General features: G+C 58.8%; 19 protein-coding genes. 11 read left to right on the plus strand and 8 right to left on the minus strand.

Going from position 1 to position 19,695, the window contains the following annotated elements:
- Positions 1–65 precede the first annotated feature (65 nt).
- Positions 66–1,025 carry a hydroxymethylbilane synthase gene (gene hemC / locus AC2FI9_RS11415; protein WP_496767714.1) on the plus strand — a complete coding sequence of 320 codons (960 nt, stop codon included), beginning with the start codon at positions 66–68 and terminating at the stop codon, positions 1,023–1,025.
- 228 nt (positions 1,026–1,253) lie between these two features.
- Here the strand turns inward: hemC and AC2FI9_RS11420 are convergent, their stop codons facing one another.
- The 7 genes from AC2FI9_RS11420 to AC2FI9_RS11450 form a co-directional block, all read right to left on the minus strand.
- Complete coding sequence (locus AC2FI9_RS11420; protein ID WP_496767716.1) at positions 1,254–2,531, minus strand: aspartate aminotransferase family protein; 1,278 nt, start codon at positions 2,529–2,531, stop codon at positions 1,254–1,256.
- A gap of 1 nt (position 2,532) precedes the next feature.
- Positions 2,533–3,636: a mandelate racemase/muconate lactonizing enzyme family protein gene (locus tag AC2FI9_RS11425; RefSeq protein ID WP_496767718.1), complete on the minus strand. Its 1,104-nt coding sequence runs from the start codon at positions 3,634–3,636 to the stop codon at positions 2,533–2,535.
- On the minus strand, positions 3,633–4,739 hold the full coding sequence (locus AC2FI9_RS11430) for a mandelate racemase/muconate lactonizing enzyme family protein (RefSeq protein WP_496767720.1): 1,107 nt from the start codon (positions 4,737–4,739) through the stop codon (positions 3,633–3,635). Before AC2FI9_RS11430 ends, AC2FI9_RS11425 begins: the two co-directional genes overlap by 4 nt.
- A complete protein-coding gene (locus AC2FI9_RS11435) occupies positions 4,736–5,020 on the minus strand; it encodes a cupin domain-containing protein (protein ID WP_496734228.1) in 285 nt (94 codons plus the stop codon). Before AC2FI9_RS11435 ends, AC2FI9_RS11430 begins: the two co-directional genes overlap by 4 nt.
- A gap of 88 nt (positions 5,021–5,108) precedes the next feature.
- Positions 5,109–5,687, minus strand: a complete 579-nt coding sequence (locus AC2FI9_RS11440) for a dimethylsulfonioproprionate lyase family protein (protein ID WP_496734226.1) — start codon at positions 5,685–5,687, stop codon at positions 5,109–5,111.
- Positions 5,684–6,766 (minus strand): alcohol dehydrogenase family protein, encoded by a 1,083-nt coding sequence (locus AC2FI9_RS11445; protein WP_496767724.1) that lies wholly within the window; start codon positions 6,764–6,766, stop codon positions 5,684–5,686. Before AC2FI9_RS11445 ends, AC2FI9_RS11440 begins: the two co-directional genes overlap by 4 nt.
- Positions 6,766–9,219 (minus strand): FAD-dependent oxidoreductase, encoded by a 2,454-nt coding sequence (locus AC2FI9_RS11450; RefSeq protein WP_496767729.1) that lies wholly within the window; start codon positions 9,217–9,219, stop codon positions 6,766–6,768. The genes AC2FI9_RS11445 and AC2FI9_RS11450 overlap by 1 nt, the downstream gene beginning before the upstream one ends.
- Before the next feature lie 68 nt (positions 9,220–9,287).
- On the opposite strand from AC2FI9_RS11450, the gene AC2FI9_RS11455 reads away from it, so the two are divergent.
- The 5 genes from AC2FI9_RS11455 to AC2FI9_RS11475 are packed head-to-tail and all read left to right on the plus strand — an operon-like array spanning position 9,288 to position 13,263.
- The gene (locus AC2FI9_RS11455; protein ID WP_496767733.1) at positions 9,288–10,175 is read left to right on the plus strand and encodes a MurR/RpiR family transcriptional regulator; all 888 of its coding nucleotides are present in this window, start codon (positions 9,288–9,290) and stop codon (positions 10,173–10,175) included.
- The gene (locus tag AC2FI9_RS11460) at positions 10,172–11,260 is read left to right on the plus strand and encodes an aromatic ring-hydroxylating oxygenase subunit alpha (RefSeq protein ID WP_496767736.1); all 1,089 of its coding nucleotides are present in this window, start codon (positions 10,172–10,174) and stop codon (positions 11,258–11,260) included. Before AC2FI9_RS11455 ends, AC2FI9_RS11460 begins: the two co-directional genes overlap by 4 nt.
- An 18-nt stretch (positions 11,261–11,278) precedes the next feature.
- Entirely contained in the window at positions 11,279–12,097 is an 819-nt protein-coding gene (locus tag AC2FI9_RS11465) for a hypothetical protein (protein ID WP_496767738.1), read from the plus strand.
- Positions 12,098–12,121: 24 nt separating this feature from the next.
- Complete coding sequence (locus AC2FI9_RS11470) at positions 12,122–12,862, plus strand: sulfotransferase-like domain-containing protein (RefSeq protein WP_496767741.1); 741 nt, start codon at positions 12,122–12,124, stop codon at positions 12,860–12,862.
- Positions 12,863–12,879: 17 nt separating this feature from the next.
- Positions 12,880–13,263, plus strand: a complete 384-nt coding sequence (locus AC2FI9_RS11475; protein WP_058273646.1) for a carboxymuconolactone decarboxylase family protein — start codon at positions 12,880–12,882, stop codon at positions 13,261–13,263.
- A 71-nt stretch (positions 13,264–13,334) separates the two neighbouring features.
- Here AC2FI9_RS11475 and AC2FI9_RS11480 read toward each other — a convergent pair whose 3' ends face one another.
- On the minus strand, positions 13,335–13,937 hold the full coding sequence (locus tag AC2FI9_RS11480) for a helix-turn-helix domain-containing protein (protein WP_058273647.1): 603 nt from the start codon (positions 13,935–13,937) through the stop codon (positions 13,335–13,337).
- A 147-nt stretch (positions 13,938–14,084) separates the two neighbouring features.
- Between AC2FI9_RS11480 and glyA the strand changes: the two genes are divergently transcribed.
- The 5 genes from glyA to AC2FI9_RS11505 all read left to right on the plus strand — a co-directional run bounded on the left by glyA (position 14,085) and on the right by AC2FI9_RS11505 (position 19,590).
- The gene (glyA, locus tag AC2FI9_RS11485; RefSeq protein WP_496767743.1) at positions 14,085–15,338 is read left to right on the plus strand and encodes a serine hydroxymethyltransferase; all 1,254 of its coding nucleotides are present in this window, start codon (positions 14,085–14,087) and stop codon (positions 15,336–15,338) included.
- 11 nt (positions 15,339–15,349) lie between these two features.
- Entirely contained in the window at positions 15,350–16,732 is a 1,383-nt protein-coding gene (lpdA, locus tag AC2FI9_RS11490) for a dihydrolipoyl dehydrogenase (protein WP_496767745.1), read from the plus strand.
- Between the two features lie 14 nt (positions 16,733–16,746).
- Complete coding sequence (lipA, locus tag AC2FI9_RS11495) at positions 16,747–17,691, plus strand: lipoyl synthase (RefSeq protein WP_496767747.1); 945 nt, start codon at positions 16,747–16,749, stop codon at positions 17,689–17,691.
- 25 nt (positions 17,692–17,716) lie between these two features.
- Entirely contained in the window at positions 17,717–19,087 is a 1,371-nt protein-coding gene (locus AC2FI9_RS11500) for an alanine/glycine:cation symporter family protein (protein ID WP_170415306.1), read from the plus strand.
- Positions 19,088–19,167: 80 nt separating this feature from the next.
- The gene (locus AC2FI9_RS11505; protein ID WP_496767749.1) at positions 19,168–19,590 is read left to right on the plus strand and encodes a universal stress protein; all 423 of its coding nucleotides are present in this window, start codon (positions 19,168–19,170) and stop codon (positions 19,588–19,590) included.
- Positions 19,591–19,695 lie beyond the last annotated feature (105 nt).

The raw sequence follows: 19,695 nt of genomic DNA on the forward strand, positions 1-19,695 counted from the left end.
CAGTGGCAATTTGTCAAGCTCTGCCCCCATTGTCAGGGCAATGTGACGCGACTAAAGCTGTGCCCATGACTTTGACCCTGCCAACCCCCGCATCACCGCTCAAGATCGGCACTCGTGGCTCACCGCTGGCGCTGGCACAAGCCTATGAAACCCGGCAACGGCTGGGCAAAGCCTTTGATCTGCCCGAAGACGCGTTCGAGATTGTGGTGATCAAGACCACTGGTGACAACCGCGCCATGATTGATGCGGACCGCCCACTGAAAGAGATTGGCAACAAGGGCCTGTTCACCAAGGAAATCGAAGAGGCGATGCTGCGCGGAGATATCGACATCGCGGTGCATTCCACCAAGGACATGCCGGTTGAACAGCCAAAAGGTCTGGTCCTGGACACGTTTCTGCCGCGCGAAGATGTGCGAGACGCCTTTATCTCACCCAGCCTGAGCTCGATTCGTGACCTCGCGCAGGGTGCAGTTGTGGGCACCTCATCGCTGCGGCGGCGGGCACAATTGTTGAACCGTCGCCCGGACCTGAATGTGGTCGAGTTCCGGGGCAATGTTCAAACGCGCCTCAAGAAGCTGGCAGATGGTGTAGCCGATTGCACGTTTCTTGCCATGGCGGGCATCCGGCGTCTGAATATGGAGGAGGTTCCCGCAACCGCCATCGCCGCCGAAGACATGCTGCCCGCCATTGCCCAGGGCACGATCGGCATCGAGCGCCGTATCGACGATTCCCGTGCGGCTGAAATGCTCGAGGCCATCCACCATGCTGAGACCGCGCAGCGCTTGGCAGCGGAACGCACATTGCTGGCCGCTTTGGACGGCTCTTGCGAAACGCCGATCGCGGGTTTGGCAGAAATAAAAGGTGATCAACTACGCCTGCGCGGTGAGGTTTTGCGCCCCGACGGATCCGAATCCATATCCGAGGACACCTCAGGGTCGGTCGCAGATGGCCCTGAAATAGGTCGCGCCATGGCAGAATCCTTGCTGAAACAGGCAGGCCCAGGCTTTTTTGATTGGAAAAAATAAAAAAGTTTATGGAAAGTGAACTACTTCACTGAAACAGCACCGTCGATGGCGCATAAAGTATTCATACCGGTTGTGAAGTCGGGTCGGTCTCGAAAAAGTCGAAAGTTTTTTTAGTCCGTTTTGTTTTAAGTGGTATTCGAGGGGGCGAGACCAGACCCTGAAATCCAACCAGTTAGGGCCGCTGTCAGAAATGACAGCGGCCCGCTTAATTTTATGGCCTTTTGGACCTCAGGCTGCGCTGATCGCCTGAACCGCTTTCTCGACGGCCATCCGCGTCTGATCCAGGTCTGCTTGGGTCACGGCCAAAGACGGATAGAGTTTGCCGGGGGCTTTGAAAATCCCATGTGCGCGCAGCGAATCGTTGTAGATGGCGTTACGGCGGGGGTCGTCATGTTTGGCGCTGCGGTAGTCACGACAGTCCGTATCGGTGAAATAGATGTCGAACAGGGTTTCGTCCCCGCAGATCTGATGCGGGATGCCGGCCCCGGTCAGCGCATCCATCTGCATCTGCTGAAGCTCGGCACCGATTTCACGCAGACGGTCATACATGCCATCGCGCCGCAAAACCTCCATGGTCTTCAAACCGGCAGCCGAAGCGACCGGATTGCCGGACAAGGTCCCCAACTGCATCAGCCAGCCTTCCTCGCCCACTTTCGCTTTGTCGAAATGCTGCATGATCTCGGCGCTTGCGCCCAGCGCCGCCAACGGGAAGCCGCCGCCGATGATTTTGCCCAAGGTGCAGATATCGGGCGTCACGCCATATTTCTCTTGCGCACCGCCATAGGCCAAACGGAATCCGGTGACGATTTCATCGAAAATCAACAGGACATTGTGTTTATCGCAGAGATCGCGCAATCCCTGAAGGTATCCGGGTGCCGGAGGGACAATTCGTTGCAAAGGCTCAACCATGATCGCGGCAACGTCATCATGCTCGGCCAGTAGATTGGCCACCGCATCAAGATCATTGAAGGGCGCGATCAGCATCTGTTCGGCCACACTGTCGGGAATGCCCGCGCTGTCCGGGACAGCTTGGGGGAAGTTGACGTGGCGGCTGGGGGCCAGGCTCATCTGTGCCTCGGCGCTCATCCCATGATAGCCGCCTTCGAACTTCAGGATCTTGCTGCGGCCAGTATAGGCACGGGCCAGACGGATGGCGTACATATCCGCCTCACCACCCGCAGCGACAAAGCGGACCTGCTCGCAACACGGCACCGCGTCAACAATCGCTTCGGCCAGTTCGATACCCCGCGCGTTGTTGGCAAAGAAGGTCATGCCCTTAGGCAGTTGTTCCAACACGGCTTCCATGACCTCGGGATGACCATGGCCCAGCAACATCGGACCCGAACCGATTAGGTAGTCCACATATTCATTACCATCCTCATCCCAGACCCGGCTGCCTTCGCCGCGCGCGATGACGATACCGGGGTCGAAATTACCAAACCCACCGGCGGGCAGTACCTCATTCGCGCGGGCGATCCATTCGGTTTGGGTGTTGATTTTCAGCATCTCAAACGATCTCCAATACTGGTGGGCCAAGAACCTCTGGGTCCGGCACAACACCTAACCCCGGTCCTTCGGGCGGGGCAATCCGGCCGTTTTCACGGTTTGGTGCGTCGGGGCAAATGCGAGGCGCCACATAAGATGACAGGTCGCAGGTGTTCATCAGCGACCCGTGCGGGGTCGAGGCCGCAAAATGCAGCGATGCAGCGGTGACAATATCCGAGCCCCAGGTACATTCGGCGCAGATCTCGGCCCCGAAATGCACGGTCAGATCGCGCGCTCGGCGCATGGCCGACAAACCGCCGAACTTCGACAGTTTCAAAGCGACAGCATCCATGCAGCCCAGCTCATATGCGCGCCGCAGCGACGCCAGATCATGGGCGTTCTCGTCTATCTTCATAGGTAAGCCGGTGGCCCGTCGAACCGCGGCACAATCCTCCAGCGTTTTGCAGGGCTGTTCCAGCATCACATCCAAGTGCGCCACCGCCCGGCCCGTTCTCGTGGCGTGCAGGCGTGATGCACCGCAATTCCAGTCGCCATAGACCAAAGGCCCCGGTCCCACGGCCTCACGCACTTTGGTCAAACGCTCGGCGTCGGCCTGCCAGTCGCCTTCGACCCCCAGCTTGACCTGAAACTGGCGAATGCCGGTCTGGAAAGCCGTCTTGGCGATCCGTGCCATGTCATCTGGCGCGATGCAAGTGATCGAGTGATACAGCGGCATGTCCTTCCGCGTCCGCCCACCCAGCAACGCATAGACCGGCTGGCCCGTTGCCTGCCCGAACAAATCCCAAAGCGCGATGTCGACTATGGACTTGGCATAGCGATGTCCCTGCAGGAAACCTTCCAGCTTACGCATTGGCGCGTCCACCCCGTAAGGGGATATGCCCAAGATCTCGGGACCCATCTCAGCAATCGCGCTTGGCACTCCGCCCGCAAAAGCTGGCAGGTAATGCGGGATCGGACAGACCTCGCCCCAACCTTGTGGGCCCGTATCCGTCTCAAGGCTCAGGATATGAGAGATCACGGTCGCACAGGTCTTACCCTCGGCCATATGATAGGTCTCGTGGCTGGTAAGGTCGACGGACCAAAGCGTTATCTTGGTGATCTTCACTGGTAGACCCCGACAGGATCGCCCAACGCATTCTCGTCAGGTTGCACGCCAAGTCCCGGCGTTTCCGGCAAGTGCAGGTGGCCGTCGATATTGCGGGGGCCTCGCCCGCCAGCAACATCGACGGTGATCATATCCTGGCACGCCCAGACCGCGTGACAATTATCGTCCGGAATGGTGGCCGCCAGATGCAGCGCCTCGGTATCGGCCAGAACCGAACCACCGGTGGCCATCACGAACATGTCGATTCCATGCGCCAACGCGATGTCCCGCATCCGTGCCGCCTTGGTCAGGCCACCGACACGGTTCAGCTTTATTCCGAACACCTCAGCCAACCCTTCGCGGGCAATGCGGGCGGCGTCTTGCAGGGTTACAAGACTTTCATCCACTGAAACGGGTGAGGCATGGCGGCCTGAAATCGCGGCGATATCGTCCAGCGACTCGCAGGGCTGTTCAAACATCACGTTCAGATCCTCACAGGCGCTCATCACCCGCAGGGCTTGCTGCCGGGTCCAGCCACGGTTGACGTCATAAAGGACGATCTCGCCGGGGCGTCGGATGCTTTCCACGTCACGGACGCGGGCAATGTCGCGTTCTACATCCCCACCGATTTTAACCGAATGCGCAACGTAACCGCGGCTGCGATAGCGTTCCATCACTTCGCGCGTTTCTTCGACGGTTTTCGCGCCGACCGACGAGGCAATCGGGCGCGGCGTGCGAGACCCGCCGCCCATCAGATCGGCAATTGGCAGACCGGCGGCCTGACCCGCAATATCCCAGCAAGCCATATCAATGGGGCTTTTGGCATAGAGGTGGCCTGGCAGAGCGATATCCATCGCCCGTTCGACATCCAGCACCCGACGCGGATCAAGGCCCAGAATGAACGGTGCCATCGTCTGAATTCCGGCGCGAATACCCGGACCGTGGGCAGGAACATAAGTGTGGCCCCACGGGGTACCCTCGCCCCAACCGGTCAGACCTGAATCGGTTTCGATCTTTACAATCGTTGCGTCGAGCGTTTCAAACTTCAACCGCCCACCAGACAGCCAATACGGATGCTCAAGCGGTAGGTCGACATGGTAGACTGAAAGACGAGTGATTTTCATTTCAGTTCCACTTCAACAAAGGTCATCGGCGCGTCCCCGGCATTGATCACGTTGTGTTCGACACCCTCGTCGCGGCGATAAGTTACTCCCGCAGCAACCGTTACGTCGTTGACCGAACCATCGGGCAGTTCCAGCCGCATATGGCAATCGGTTACGGCGGTGATGACGTAATCCATTGCGTGACGATGCCATCCCGTTTCGGCCCCCGGTGCAAAGTCAAATCGCGTCACACGCACGCGGGCGTCATCAATCATCTGAGTGGCTTCGGCTTGCGGTCTCATAGACGGAACTCCTCAATCGGGATACTGGGCCATTTCGCAACACAGGCATGCCCACATTGGGATGGCCAGATAGGTATCGGAATGGTTTTCATGCCGCATCCATTTGTGGCAAGTCGTTCAATCCTTGTCCTCGCCACAGAACGAAAGCCAGAATTGGCTCGTCGGTTGTTGTCATGGCGTGGCTTTGCCAGCTGCAGTGATGTCGTGTCTGATTGAGGCCGACGTAAGTCTCGTCTTCTTCGACGCGGAACATCGCCCCACCGCCTACGATCAGATAGAGTTCTTCGGCCTGATGGCTGTGCCAATCATAATTCAGGCCCGCCCCCCAGTAGGCGACGTAGCCCCGCATTTGGGTCGAATGGAAATGCCCGGTCGGACCGAATAGCTCGTAATAGCCATAGCGACTAAGGAAATCGGCGCCGACCTCTTCCTCCGTATAGGTGTGTTTCCACTGCGCCAGATGTGCGGTTGCCCTGATCGCGTCTGAAAGGGATCGCGTTGCGTGCCCGGTCGCGAAGTCAGTTTGCTGAATCAATTCAACGGCTGGGATTTGGTATGGCTCCAAATCGGCCGGCGTCAGGTCATCAGGCCAAGCGCCGAATTCTGAAAGCTCAGGATGTGATTGATGCATCTGTCGGGCAGCTTCGAGAACGTCGTCCATCGTCATGGGATCACCACGATGTTCCCGGTGTGCTGCTTGGCAATGAATGCGGCTTGCGCCTCGCGCAACTCTTCCAGGGGAAATGTCGCGGCCAGGGCGGGCTTAATCTCACCAGCCTCGATATACTGAACGATGTTATGCATCACCTGGGGGTCAATCACGGTAGAGCCGGTGAGGGTCAGGTCACGCAGGTAGAATGTGCGCAGGTCAAATTCGACCATGGGCCCGGCAATCGCGCCCGAGCATGTATAGCGCCCCCCACGTTCCAGAATGTCGATCAGGTTGGGCCAGTAGGGGCCACCAACCACGTCGGCTACAACGGTGACCTTTTCATTGCCAAGCGCCGCACGCAGGTTTTCCGGAGCGCGTGGCAGGATCATGTCCGCGCCCAGTTTCGCCACGTCTGCGTGTTTCGCCTCTGACGCCAGTGCAATGACTCGGGCACCCCGGCGTTTGGCCAGTTGCACCAAGGCACCGCCAACCCCGCCCGAGGCTCCGGGCACCAGAACCGTGTCGGCGTCGGTGACGTTGGCGCGGGTCAGCATGCCCTCGGCAGTCGAATAGGAACACGAGAACGTTGCCAGTTCGGCATCCGACAGGTCGGACCGGATCGGCACCGCGTTAACCGCCAGGGTCGTGGCGTATTCGGCGAACCCACCGTCCCGTTCCGAGCCGAAATAGCCGGTTTTGTCCTTATTGCCCGGATCAGACGGGTCGAGCAGCCATCCATCGGTGATCACACGTTGACCGATCAACCCGGGGTCGACGCCTTTTCCCACGGCGACGACCTCCCCGCAGATATCAGCCCCTTGGATCCGGGGAAAAGTGATGGGCGCGCCGCCCCACGTCGGATCCTCGTCACTGACTTCCTCGAACGCGTCGCCTGTCGTCGCATCGGTCACGGTTTTTGAGTACCAGCCGGATCGCGTGTTGACGTCGGTATTGTTAAGCCCGCAGGCTGCGACTTTGATCAACACCTCGCCGGCCGCGGGATCCGGGCGCGGCCAGTCTTTGTGCAGCACCATTTGCTCCAAGCCGCCATGGCCCATCGTGACCATGGCCTTCATTTTGTCAGGCAAGCTCATTATGCAGTCTCCAAAATAGCGTCGGTGCGGGGCAGCAGGCTTTGCGGATCATAGGCTGGTTCGCCCAGAACATAGGCCGCGCGGGGTTGGCCATGAATCACGACCTGTAACTCGGTGCCAGGGGCAGCAGCCTCGGGCTTGATGTACGCAAAGGCCAGGATCTTGCCGACCGTGTGCCCATAGACGACTGAGGCTGTTGAACCCACTACACGTCCGCCCAGCATCACCGCTTCTCCACCGTGGCCGTCAATTTCACCATCCGGCTCAATTTCGAGATAGGCACACACCCACGGCAAGTCAGTGTTCAGCGTTTTGTCTTTGCCCAGATACTCTTTGTCCGTACGCGCAAAGCGCAGCACATCAGCCTCGGCCAAAGTGACCTCGTTGGTCAGCTCGCCCGCGCCCTTGAACCCCTTCTCCATCCGCATCACATTCATGGCAAAGCTGCCATAGTCGGCGATGCCATGCGGTTCGCCTGCGGTCCAGAGCGCGGTGTAGACGTCGAGGCAGGCAGCATTGGGCATGTGCAGTTCCCACCCCAACTCGCCGGCATAAGACATGCGGAAGGCCCAGACCTTGTGGCCTGCGATGGTGATCTCCTGCGCGGACAGCCAGCGGAACCCGGCATTGGTCAGATTGGCATCGGTACAGCGGGACAGTACGTCGCGTGACCGGGGACCGTTCAGCGACAAGGCCGACCAGTCGGTGGACAGCGCGGTAATCTGTACATCCTCACCGGCACGCTCGTGTGCCAGATGATCCAGTAGGCGTTGTTCAAAGAAGGCCGCACAGACCAGGTAGAAGCGGTCCTCGGCCTTGCGGACAATCGTCGTTTCCAATTCGATCCGCCCGCGTCGGTTCAACATATGGGTCAGCGTGATCGAGCCCACCTTTTGCGGCATCCGATTGGCGGTCAACCGGTCCAGCAGGGCGTGGGCGTCTGGGCCCGAAACCTCGACCTTGGTGAAAGCGGTGACATCCATGATGCCGACCCGTTCGCGCACCGCATTGACTTCAGCCGCGACCATGTCGTCTGCCGGTGTGCGGCGGAAGGAGTAGTGATCGTGCTGCTCAACCCCATCCCGCGCGAACCAGCGGGGGCGTTCGAACCCATAGACCTCTTCATGCACCGCGCCTTTGGAGTTCAGCAGCTCATACAGCGGCGATGGCTTGATCGGGCGGCCTTCCAGACGATTGAAATGCGGGAAAGGGATTTCATGGCGTAGGCAGTAGTCTTCCTCGGCCTTGATCACCTGCCAATCCTTGGTGGCATACGCCCCAAACCGGCGCGGGTCGAATTCGCGCATCGAGATATCGGCCGCCCCATGTACCATCCAGCGCGCCAGTTCGCGGGTCAGACCTGGCCCCCAGCCGATGCCGATCTGCGTCCCGCAACAACACCAATAGTTCCGAACACCCGGCGCTGGCCCGATCAGCGGGTTGCCGTCGGGCGGGTGCGAAATCGCCCCATGCACGTCACGTTGAATGCCCAGATCAGCAAAGATCGGCATCCGGTTCAGGCTTTCTTCAAGCCACGGCATCACCCGGTCGTAATCCGCATCGAACAGCCAGTTCTCGTATTCCCAGGGGCAATGATCATGCCAGACCGAGTTCGGGTTTTCTTTTTCGTAAATCCCGATCAGGCCGCGCTGCTGCTCCATCCGGATATAGCCCGAGACCTTGCGGTCATCGCGGATCACAGGCAGTTCCTTGTCCAGGTTCTCGAACTCGGGCACCGGCTCGGTCACAAAATAGTGGTGTGTCATCGAAGTCATGGGCAGTTGCAGCCCCGACCATTCGCCCATCTGACGGGCATAGGTGCCGCCAGCGTTCACCACATACTCACAAGTTATGGTGCCCTGTGCGGTCTCTACCACCCACTCGCCATTCTCGGCCTGCGTAATGTTGGTGGCGCGGCAGTTGCGGAAGATGCGTACACCCTTTTGCCGCGCTCCAGTTGCCATTGCCATGGTGACGTTGGTCGGGTCCACATGCCCGTCATCAGGCGTGTGCAGTGCACCCAACACGCCTTCGAGATTGTAGAACGGGTGCAGTTCGGCCACCTTTTCAGGTCCGACCAGCTCAATGTTGAACCCCAGCGACCGGCCCACAGACAGGGTGTGACGCAACCAGTCCATCTCGTCCTCGGTATAGGCCAGACGGAACGATCCGCAGCCATGCCACGTCACCGGCTGGCCGGTTTCGGCCTCCAGCTGGCCAGAATACAAGCTGATGTTGTAGTCGACGCATTTACCCAACCCAAAACTGGACGTCGAATGCGTGATCTGCCCAGCGGCGTGCCAGGTGCTGCCGCTGGTCAGCTCGGCCTTTTCAAGCAGGACGGTGTCGTCGCCCCATCCTTCATGCGCCAGATGATAGGCCAGACCGACTCCCATGACACCTCCGCCCACGATCACCACGCGGGCATGCGACGGCAGATTCTTCTCGGACATGATTTTTCCTCTTCCCGAGTCGCGTTTCTGCTCGACAGGCTAATTCCACAAATGTACCATCGTCAATCATGAATGACACAAATGTATCATCAACTGTTCTGGATCGCCTGTCCGAGGAATGGGACGCCCTTACGCCCGAAGCGCAGAAGGCCGCGCGTTACGTGCTGGAAAACCCAACCGATGTTGGAGTTTCTACCGTGCGAGAGATCGCCGAGGCGGCGAAAGTCAAACCCAACACGTTTGTCCGCATGGCGCGGCAGGTGGGGTTCGAGGGCTACGAAGATTTTCGCGCCCCGTTCCGGGATGCGATCCGGCAGGGACGAGTGTCATTTCCTGATCGCGCCCGCTGGTTGCAGGACATCGGCAAGTCAGGGGAACTGGGCGGCCTCTATGCCGATATGATCGGCGCCGCGATCCGCAATATCGAAGAAACCTTTGCCGGGATTGACGCCGCAAGCCTGAAGGCCGCCGCCGAGGATATCTGGAACTGCCGCCAGATTTTCACACTGGGTGTGGGCGTCAACAATTCGAACGCACGCAATTTCACCTATCTGGCTTCAACCGGCATGAAACAGTTCCACGCTATCCCGCGTCCCGGCTCTACTCCGGTGGATGATCTGGCATGGGCTGACCAGCAGGACGTACTGATCGCCATCACCTGCCATCCCTACCGCACCGAAGTGATCGACGCGATCAAACTGGCGCGCCAACAGGGAATGACCGTCATCGGCATTTCAGACAGCCCGGCCAGCCCGGTGATCCTGAACGCACAACACGGTTTTGTCGTTGCCGCCGACACACCACAGTTCTTTCCGTCCTCGGTTTCGACCATCGCCTTGCTGGAAACGCTGCTGTCCTTTGTGATTGCCGTTTCCAGCGATGAGATCGTCGAGCGGGTAGAACGATTTCACCAACGCCGCCACCAGCTTGGCCTCTACGCGGAGGAACCCGAATGAACGCACCTCTGACGCATTCACTGGACGCCCGGTATTACACTGACCCAGCGATCTTCGAGCAAGAGATGCAGGGATTACTGGCCCGAACGTGGCAATTTGCAGGTCACGTCGCCCAGGTGCGCGAGACAGGGGATTACTTCGCCTTCGAGATTGCTGGACAGAACCTTTTTTGCATTCGCGGCCGCGACGGGGAAATCCGAACATTCTACAATGTGTGTCAGCACCGCGCGCATGAAATGGTGACGGGCGCAGGCAACATTCGAGTCGTGGTCTGCCCCTATCACGCCTGGACCTATGAGCTGTCCGGCCAGCTGCGCGCCGGGCCGAACATCAAATCTGTACCCGGCTTTGACCGCAGCGCCATCTGCTTGACCTCGGTTCGGACCGAGGTGTTCAACGGATTCATCTTCGTCAATCTCGACGATGACGCCGCGCCGATGGATGAATGGTACCCCGGCGTGCGCAAGGAAATCCGCGCCTTTGTCCCTCATATCGATGATCTGGAACCGCTGGAATGGGTAGAAATCCCGGAAAACTGCAATTGGAAAGTCAGTATCGAGAATTACTCGGAGTGCTATCATTGCCCGACCAACCACCCGACTTTTGCCGAAGGTGTGGTCAAGCCCGAGACCTATGACATCCAGCCCGATGCAGACGGCGGTTACGTGCTGCGTCATACGACCGAATGCCAAAGCCTCGACAAGATGACCTACCCGGTCGACCTGTCGGTGCCACATGCGGGCGACTATCAGTCATGGTTCTTGTGGCCGATGTTCTCGTTCCAATGCTATCCCGGCAATGTGCTGAACACTTATCACTGGCGCGCCATTGATGCCGATCACTGCACCGTCTGGCGCGGCTGGTACACCGAGGGTGGATCCGAAAGCGCGGTGATCCGAAAACTGGCGGTGCAGGACCGGGAAACCACAGTCGAAGAAGACATCCATTTGGTCGAGAGTGTCCATCGCGGCCTGAAATCCCGCGGCTACCGCCCCGGTCCGCTGGTGCTGGACCCGGGTTGTGGTGTGATGTCGGAACACTCGATTGCCCGTTTGCAGCAATGGATGCGCGAGGCGGTGGACTAGTGATGAGGTGACCCGCCCATGCTGATGCCTGAAGACTGGCGCCCCGAACACAAGCTGTTTCCCTATCAGGTCGGCTTTACCAGCCCGCCCTTCGACTTTGACGCGGCGCCGTCGGATTTTCTGCGCATGTGCCCTGAAACGGTCGGTGTGCATGGCTGGATGCTGCACGTCCCGAACTACGTGCACGGGTTGGACCAGCGGAAACAGAACTTTGGCATGCTCGAGGATTTCGTCCATTGTATGTCCCGCAACGGCGTCGATGTTTGCGGGCAGGTCGGTTCGAATTGGGTCCACGCCTGTGGGTTAGGCGTCGAAGGGGTCCGGCAGCATTGCGCGGATCTGTCGGACAAGTACGGTACCCAGTTTCACATGGCAGGTTACGCCATGGTCGAGGCGCTGCGCGAGATGAATGTCGAAAAGGTCGCCCTGAACGCGGCCTACCACTGGCCTGAATGGTGGCGGGGCACCGTCGGATTTCTAAAAGAAGCCGGGTTCGATGTGCTCTACGCCGGAAATTTCCAAGATCAGGGATGGTTCAGCAGCCAGGAGGAGGTCAATTCCTACCGCTGGATTTTTGACGGTGATATCGCGATGAAAAGCTTCGAATACGTGGCCGAGCAGGCCCCGCAGGCCGATGCGATCCTGATCAACGGCATGTGCAATTTCCGCACCGGGCCGAATGGCCTGCCACAGCGCCCCTTGCATCTGGCGGATACGCTTGAGGCCGCGCTTGGCAAACCGGTGATCGGCCACGACATCGCGCTGTACTGGCGCATCTTCAAATCCCTCAACCTCGCGCCGGAAACACCCCGCGGGCAACTTCTGGGGCGGCTATAAACTTCACTTCAAAGGATCATCGACATGAACAAAGTCCTCGCGCTCTGGGCGGTGCCCCGCTCTACGTCCACTGCTTTTGAATGGATGATGCGACAGCGCGGAGATCTGGATTGTCTGCACGAACCCTTTGGCGAAGCGTGGTATCAGGGTGAAGACCCGCTGTGGCACAGGTTCCAGCCGGAGGATGTGACGACACCGGGCCTGACACTGGACACGGTTTGGGCCGACATTCAGGCGCGCGCGCAGAAGAGGTCTGTCTTCATCAAGGATTTCCCGCATTACATCAATCACATGTGGGACGCCGAGTTCCTGTCGAATTTCAACCACGCCTTCCTGATCCGCGATCCGGCAAAAACGATAACCTCAATGTACAAACAATGGCCCGACTTCGCCGAAGGTGAGGTCGGCTTTCCAGAACAGCGGGCCCTGTTCGATCTGGTTACAGCCCTGAACGACACGCCCCCACCTGTCATCGACAGTGATGACCTGCTGGAAAACCCGCACGCCATGACCGAACGCTTTTGCGAAGCGGTCGGCATCCCGTTTCTGGAAGACGCGTTGAGTTGGGAACCCGGTGGCGACCCATCCGCGCACTCTTGGTGGGATGGCGGGTCGTTCCACGCCAATCTGGCCAATTCGACGGGGTTGGCTCCGCAGCCCCGCAAACATATCTCGATCTCGGACGCGCCGGATCGGGTCAAACAGGTGTACCGCCGGATGAAACCCCACTACGACCATCTGTACAAACATCGGCTGACTGGCTGATAAACCGGAGAGAAAACATGGCAGACATTTTTGACGAGGACCTGTTTCTGAAAGGCCTTGAACAGCGCAAGAACACGCTGGGCGCGGAATACGTGGAAAAGAACCTGGCGGCGGCAGATGACTTTACCCGTCCGTTCCAAGAGGCGATGACCGCTTGGTGCTGGGGATTTGGCTGGGGCGATGACGTGATCGACGCCAAGACGCGGTCGATGATGAACCTGTCCATGATCGGCGCGCTTGGGAAGATGCATGAATGGGAAATTCACTGCAAAGGCGCGATCAACAACGGCGTCTCGCCCGAGGAAATCCGAGCCATCATCCACGTGATTGGCATCTACTGTGGTGTCCCACAAGCGCTGGAGTGTTTCCGCGTTGCCCGCAAGGTGCTGGGCCACACCTGACCCAGAGACCGTCTTATCCTACAAAAAAGCGGCCGCTGGGACCGCTTTAATTCATGCCTTGTGCGTCGCGCTTATTCGAGTGACACCCACAGCACTTTCGCATCTTCCTCACTGGTTGAAATGCACCCGTGCCCCATCCCGCTGTCATAATAAAGCGAGTCACCAGCCTTCATCGGCAGGGGGCGATAATGCTCTGATACAAAGATCAGCTCGCCGCTGATGACATACATGAACTCTTCACCCGTATGCCGGATCCAGTTTTCGAACTCTGACAGGTCGCGGGCTTTGATTGTCGCGATATAGGGCAGCATCCGCTTGCTGGTCAGCTCGGGACACAGCAGTTCGTGCAAATAGGTCGGTGTGCTTTTTATCTCGCCTTCACCTTTCGGCGTAAAGTCGCGCCTTCCCGAAATCCCCGATTGCCCGGACTGCAGAAACAGCTGCGGCGTGCTCATATCCAGCGCCTGTGTCAACCTGCGCACGATGTCGAAACTTGGCCGCGTCTGGTTGTTCTCGATCTTCGACAGGGTGGACCGACCGATTCCCGCCGCGCGTCCGGCTTCCTCCAAAGTCCAGCCTTTTGCACGTCGTGCATCGCGGATGGAACGCCCCAGAACCTCACCTTCGTCCTGATCTTCCGGTGAGGAAACATCACCGCGAGTCTCGTCGCCCATAAATATCTCCCTGTTTTACCGGAGGTTACAGAATTCCCCCTAACCACACAACTTCACAAATGTGAGATATATGTTGCTTTAACTGCACGAATTCCACTATAGGAAACAAAATTTCGTACTGAGGATTCGGTGCCTGAGGAGGAAACCATGTTCAAAACGTCGCTTACCGAAGCAGATCCGGTGGTCGCTGCGTCAATTGCGCGAGAAGGCAAACGTCAGGCTGAACAGATCGAATTGATCGCGTCCGAGAATATTGTCTCGCAAGCTGTGATCGACGCACAGGGGTCAGTCCTGACCAACAAATACGCCGAAGGCTATCCAGGCCGTCGCTACTATGGCGGATGCGAATTTGTAGACGAAGTTGAATCCGAGGCCATCGACCGTCTGAAACAGTTGTTCGGCTGCGAATACGCAAACGTTCAGCCGCATTCGGGCGCGCAGGCCAACGGCGCCGTCAAATTGGCCCTGCTCAGCCCCGGCGACACGATCTTGGGCATGTCACTGGATGCAGGTGGCCACCTGACGCACGGTGCCAAACCAGCACAATCCGGCAAGTGGTTCCGCCCGGTTCAGTACGGCCTGACCGATGCCGGTCTGATTGACTATGATCAGGTCGAAGAATTGGCAAAAGCCGAAAAGCCGCAACTGATCATCGCAGGCGCGTCCGCCTATTCACAAAAGATCGATTTTGCACGCTTCCGCGCCATTGCGGATGAGGTCGGCGCTTGGCTTCTGGCAGACATGGCCCATATCGCTGGTCTGGTCGCCACGGGTCTGCACCCTTCGCCCGTCGGCCACGCACATATCGTGACATCGACCACACATAAAACCCTGCGCGGTCCGCGCGGTGGGATCATCCTGACCAATGACGAAGCATTGGCGAAAAAGATCAATTCCGCCGTGTTCCCCGGCCTTCAGGGCGGCCCCCTCATGCACGTGATCGCCGGCAAAGCCGTCGCATTTGGCGAAGCGCTGAAGCCAGACTTTAAGAGCTACATGCAGCGCGTCGTGGACAGCGCCTCTGCGCTGGCAAACGTTATGATGGCACGGGGATGTGACATCGTTTCGGGTGGCACCGAAAACCACCTGATGCTGGTCGACCTGCGCCCGCTGGGCGTGACAGGCAAAGACGCAGAAGCCGCGTTGGAGCGTGCCGGGTTCACCTGCAACAAAAACAGCGTGCCGGGCGATCCGGAAAAACCTACCGTGACCAGCGGCATCCGTTTGGGAACCGCTGCAGGCTGCAGCCGCGGCTTTGGACCGGAAGAGTTCAAACAGATTGGTCACCTGATCGGTGATGTGCTGGACGCTCTGGCCCAGTCGCCGGAAGGCGACGCGACGATCGAAGCCGAAACCCGCGAAAAAGTCCGCGCGCTTTGCGCCAGCTATCCGATCTACTGAAAGACCACGAAATGAGCATCTACGACCTAATCGTCATCGGGGGCGGACCCGGCGGATACGTTGCAGCGATCCGCGCTGCACAGCTGGGACTGAAAGTGGCTTGCGTTGAAGGCCGCGGTTCGCTTGGCGGAACCTGTCTGAATGTGGGGTGCATACCCTCCAAAGCGTTGCTGACCTCCTCGGCCAAATATGCCGAGCTTGCACATCTCTCCTCCCATGGCATTGCTGTCGAGGGGGCCAGCATCGATCTGAGCTCGATGATGGGTCGCAAGGACAAGATCGTCGGCGATCTGACCAAGGGCATTGCGTTTCTGTTCAAGAAAAACGGCGTCGATCTGATCGAGGGCTGGGCCAGTATCCCCTCTGACGGGCAGGTCAAAGTTGGCGACGATGTTTATGAAGCCAAAAACATCCTGATCGCCACCGGTTCCGAGCCAACCCCGCTGAACGGGATCGAGATTGACGAGCAGGACATCCTGAGCTCGACCGGAGCAATCGCGTTGGACGCTGTACCCGAGCATCTGGTTGTCGTCGGTGCCGGGGTTATCGGGTTGGAGCTTGGGCAGGTCTGGTCCCGTTTGGGTGCAAAGGTCACGGTTGTCGAATATCTGGATCGCATTCTGCCCGGAATTGACGGCGAGATCGCGAAACTTGCGCAGCGTGCTCTGTCAAAGCGCGGCATGAAGTTCCAACTGGGACGCGCCCTAAAAACCATCGACAAGACCAACGTTGGACTGACGCTGAAATTGGACCGGGTCGGCAAAGACAAGGAAGAGGTGATCGAGGCTGACAAGGTCCTGATCGCCGTCGGACGCCGCCCCGTAACGCGCGGGCTTGGGTTGGAAGATCTGGGGATAGCCCTCGACCCGCGCGGCTTTATTCAGGTGGACAGGTCGTTCCGCACCTCGGTTCCCGGCATCTATGCGATCGGCGATTGTGTCCCCGGCCCGATGCTTGCCCACAAGGCCGAAGAAGACGGCGTCGCCTGTGTCGAGATGCTGGCAGGTGAAGCCGGTCATGTGGATTACAACACCGTTCCGGGCGTTGTGTATACTGACCCCGAAGTCGCCTCGGTCGGTTTGACCGAGGAAGCACTGAAAGAGGCTGGCACCGAATATTCGGTTGGCAAGTTTGCCTTCATGGCCAACTCACGTGCGCGCTCGACCGGTGAGACGGACGGTGCCGTCAAAGTACTGGCCGACCCAAATGGCAATATCCTGGGCGCGCATATCTGCGGCGCACATGGCGGTGACCTGATCGCCGAGCTGGTTCTGGCCATGACCAAGGGCGCAACCGTCGGCGAAGTCGCCTCAACCTGTCATGCGCATCCGGCAATGGGCGAGGCCGTCAAGGAAGCCTGCCTCGACGCCATGGGCCGAGCAATCCACGCCTGAGAGGGAACAGCCAGATGACCATCCAGCTTCGCACCCGCCACCCGGAAAAGGCCAAGAAGGCCGACAGTGTCATCCCGCGAAAGCCGAAGTGGATTCGCAAGAAAAAGATCGACGGGCCCGAATATTACGAGACCCGTCGCCTGATGCGCGACCACAATCTGGCAACGGTCTGCGAAGAGGCCGCCTGCCCCAATATTGGCGAATGCTGGTCCAAGCGCCACGCCACCATGATGATCATGGGCGAGGTCTGCACGCGCGGCTGTTCCTTCTGCAACGTTTCCACCGGTCGCCCAGATGCGCTGGACGTGTTTGAACCGGGCCGCGTCGCGGCAGCTGTGAAGAAGCTGGCCTTGCGCCATGTGGTCATTACATCCGTCGACCGCGACGATCTGGCGGATGGCGGAGCCGAACATATCGCCCAGACAATCCGCGCTGTCCGTCATCAAAACCCCGAAACCACGGTCGAGGTTTTGACCCCCGACTTTCTGGGCAAAGGCACTGCTGCAGATGTGGTGTTCGATGCTGCCCCGGATGTGTTCAACCACAATCTGGAAACCGTTCCGCACTTGTATCCGACGGTGCGCCCTGGCGCGCGCTACTATTCTTCACTGCGACTTCTGGATGATGCCAAGCGCGCAAACCCAGAAATCTTCACGAAATCCGGCCTGATGGTTGGCCTGGGCGAAAGCCTGAACGACGTTCGACAGGTGATGGACGACCTGCGCGCCGCACAGGTCGATTTTCTGACCGTGGGTCAGTACCTGCAGCCGACACCAAAACACCACCCGATTGACCGGTTCTGGTCACCGGAAGAGTTCGCCCAACTGGAACAGATCGCAAGGTCCAAGGGCTTTTTGCATGTGTCGGCGACGCCGCTGACACGTTCGTCGTTCCATGCCGACGAAGATTTTGCCGCCCTCAAGCAGGCCCGCCAGCGGGCCATCGCCAACGGGGCATAAACCAAACGCAAATGGGAGGGAAACCATGGAAGCGTTAAATTCAATCGTAGGAGCCATCAATGGCGTCGTATGGGGGCCGCTAATGCTGGTCCTCATCCTTGGCGTCGGCTTCTTTCTGCAGGTAGGGCTAAAATTCATGCCGATCCTGCGCATTGGCACAGGCTTCAAGCTTTTGTTTGCAGGCCGTGAGGGTCAGGGCGATGGACAAATCAGCCCGTTCAACGCGCTGATGACTTCGCTGTCGGCGACCATCGGTACGGGTAACATCGCCGGTGTGGCCACTGCTGTCTTCCTGGGCGGTCCGGGCGCCTTGTTCTGGATGTGGATGACCGCCCTGGTGGGCATGGCCACCAAATATGCCGAGGCTGTCTGCGCGGTGAAATACCGTGAAAAAGACGAGCTCGGTAACTTTGTTGGCGGCCCGATGTACTACATCAAAAACGGCCTCGGCGCAAAATGGGCCTGGCTGGGCGTAGCATTTGCCCTGTTCGGCGCAATCGCGGCCTTCGGCATCGGTAACGGCGTACAAGCCAACGGTGTTGCTCAGGTTCTGGAATCGAACTTCGGCGTGAACACCTCGGTCACTGGCGTTGTTCTGATGGTGCTGACCGCAGCCGTTATTCTGGGTGGCATTACCCGCATCGGTGCGGTTGCCGGTAAATTGGTTCCGGCCATGGCAATTGCCTACATCATCGCCGGCCTGCTGGTTCTGATCATCAACATTGGCGAGATTGGCAACGCGCTGTCGCTGGTCTTCACCTATGCCTTCACTCCTTCGGCGGCCGAAGGTGGTTTCGCAGGTGCAGCCGTATGGGCCGCGATCCGCTTTGGTGTGGCACGGGGCGTGTTCTCGAACGAAGCCGGTCTGGGTTCGGCTCCGATTGCACACGCAGCAGCCGAGACCAAAGGTCCGGTCAACCAGGGCCTGATCGCGATGCTCGGTACGTTCATCGACACCATCATCGTCTGCTCGATCACTGGTCTGGCGATCATTTCGACAGGCGCATGGACCTCGGGTGAATCGGGCGCTGCCCTGACCTCACTGGCATTTGCGACCTCTCTGCCGGGCGGCGGTCACTTGATCGCAATCGCGCTGTCGATCTTTGCCTTCACCACCATCCTGGGTTGGTCGTTCTATGGCGAGAAATGCGTCGAGTTCCTGCTGGGTGTCAAATCCCTGCTCCCCTACCGCATCCTGTGGATCGTCGCGATCTACTTCGGCGCAACTGCGGATCTGGGCTTTGTCTGGCTGTTGGCGGATACGCTGAACGCCATGATGGCCATCCCGAACCTGATCGCCCTGGCCCTGTTGAGCCCGATCGTCTTCAAACTGACGAAAGAGTTCTTTGCCTCGGGTGGCAAGTCCGAAGAACCGGGCGGAACACCTGCCGAGTAATACGGCCCCAAAAGAAAACGGGGGGGGCCGCGTCGGCCCCCCGCATTCAAACAGAATTCCATATCTCGAGGAGAGACGTGATGGCCACGAAAATCCTGCTGCCTATTGACCACACTGACGAACGCTCGTGGAAATTGGCCCTGCCGACCGCATTGGAACAAGCAAAGTTCTACGGTGCTGAACTGCATGCGGTTGCCGTCATTCCCGAGATCATCCAGCTGCCGAACCTGCCCGCCAACTATGGCGCCGGTGCCAAAGAGCACGTGCGTAATGCGGTTCAGGCCGTTCTGGATCATGCCAATGCCTCCGACGTTGCAATTCACATCGAAGAAGGCAGCGTCTACCGCGAAATCCTGAAGCTGGCCTACAAGGACGGCTTTGATCTGATCGTCATGGCGTCGACCAAAGGCGATTTCCCGAATTATGAAATTGGCCCGAACCTCGCCCGTGTCGTACGCAACGCGCATTGCACCGTCATGGTCGTTCGTGACCAATCTCGCTGATTGAAAGGTTGAGGAAATGACCGATTTAAAACGCACCCCCTTGTATGACTTGCACGTTGAGTTGGGGGGTAAGCTTGTTGATTTTGCTGGTTGGGAGATGCCTGT

Source organism: Ruegeria sp. CDSA246 (assembly GCF_059611225.1).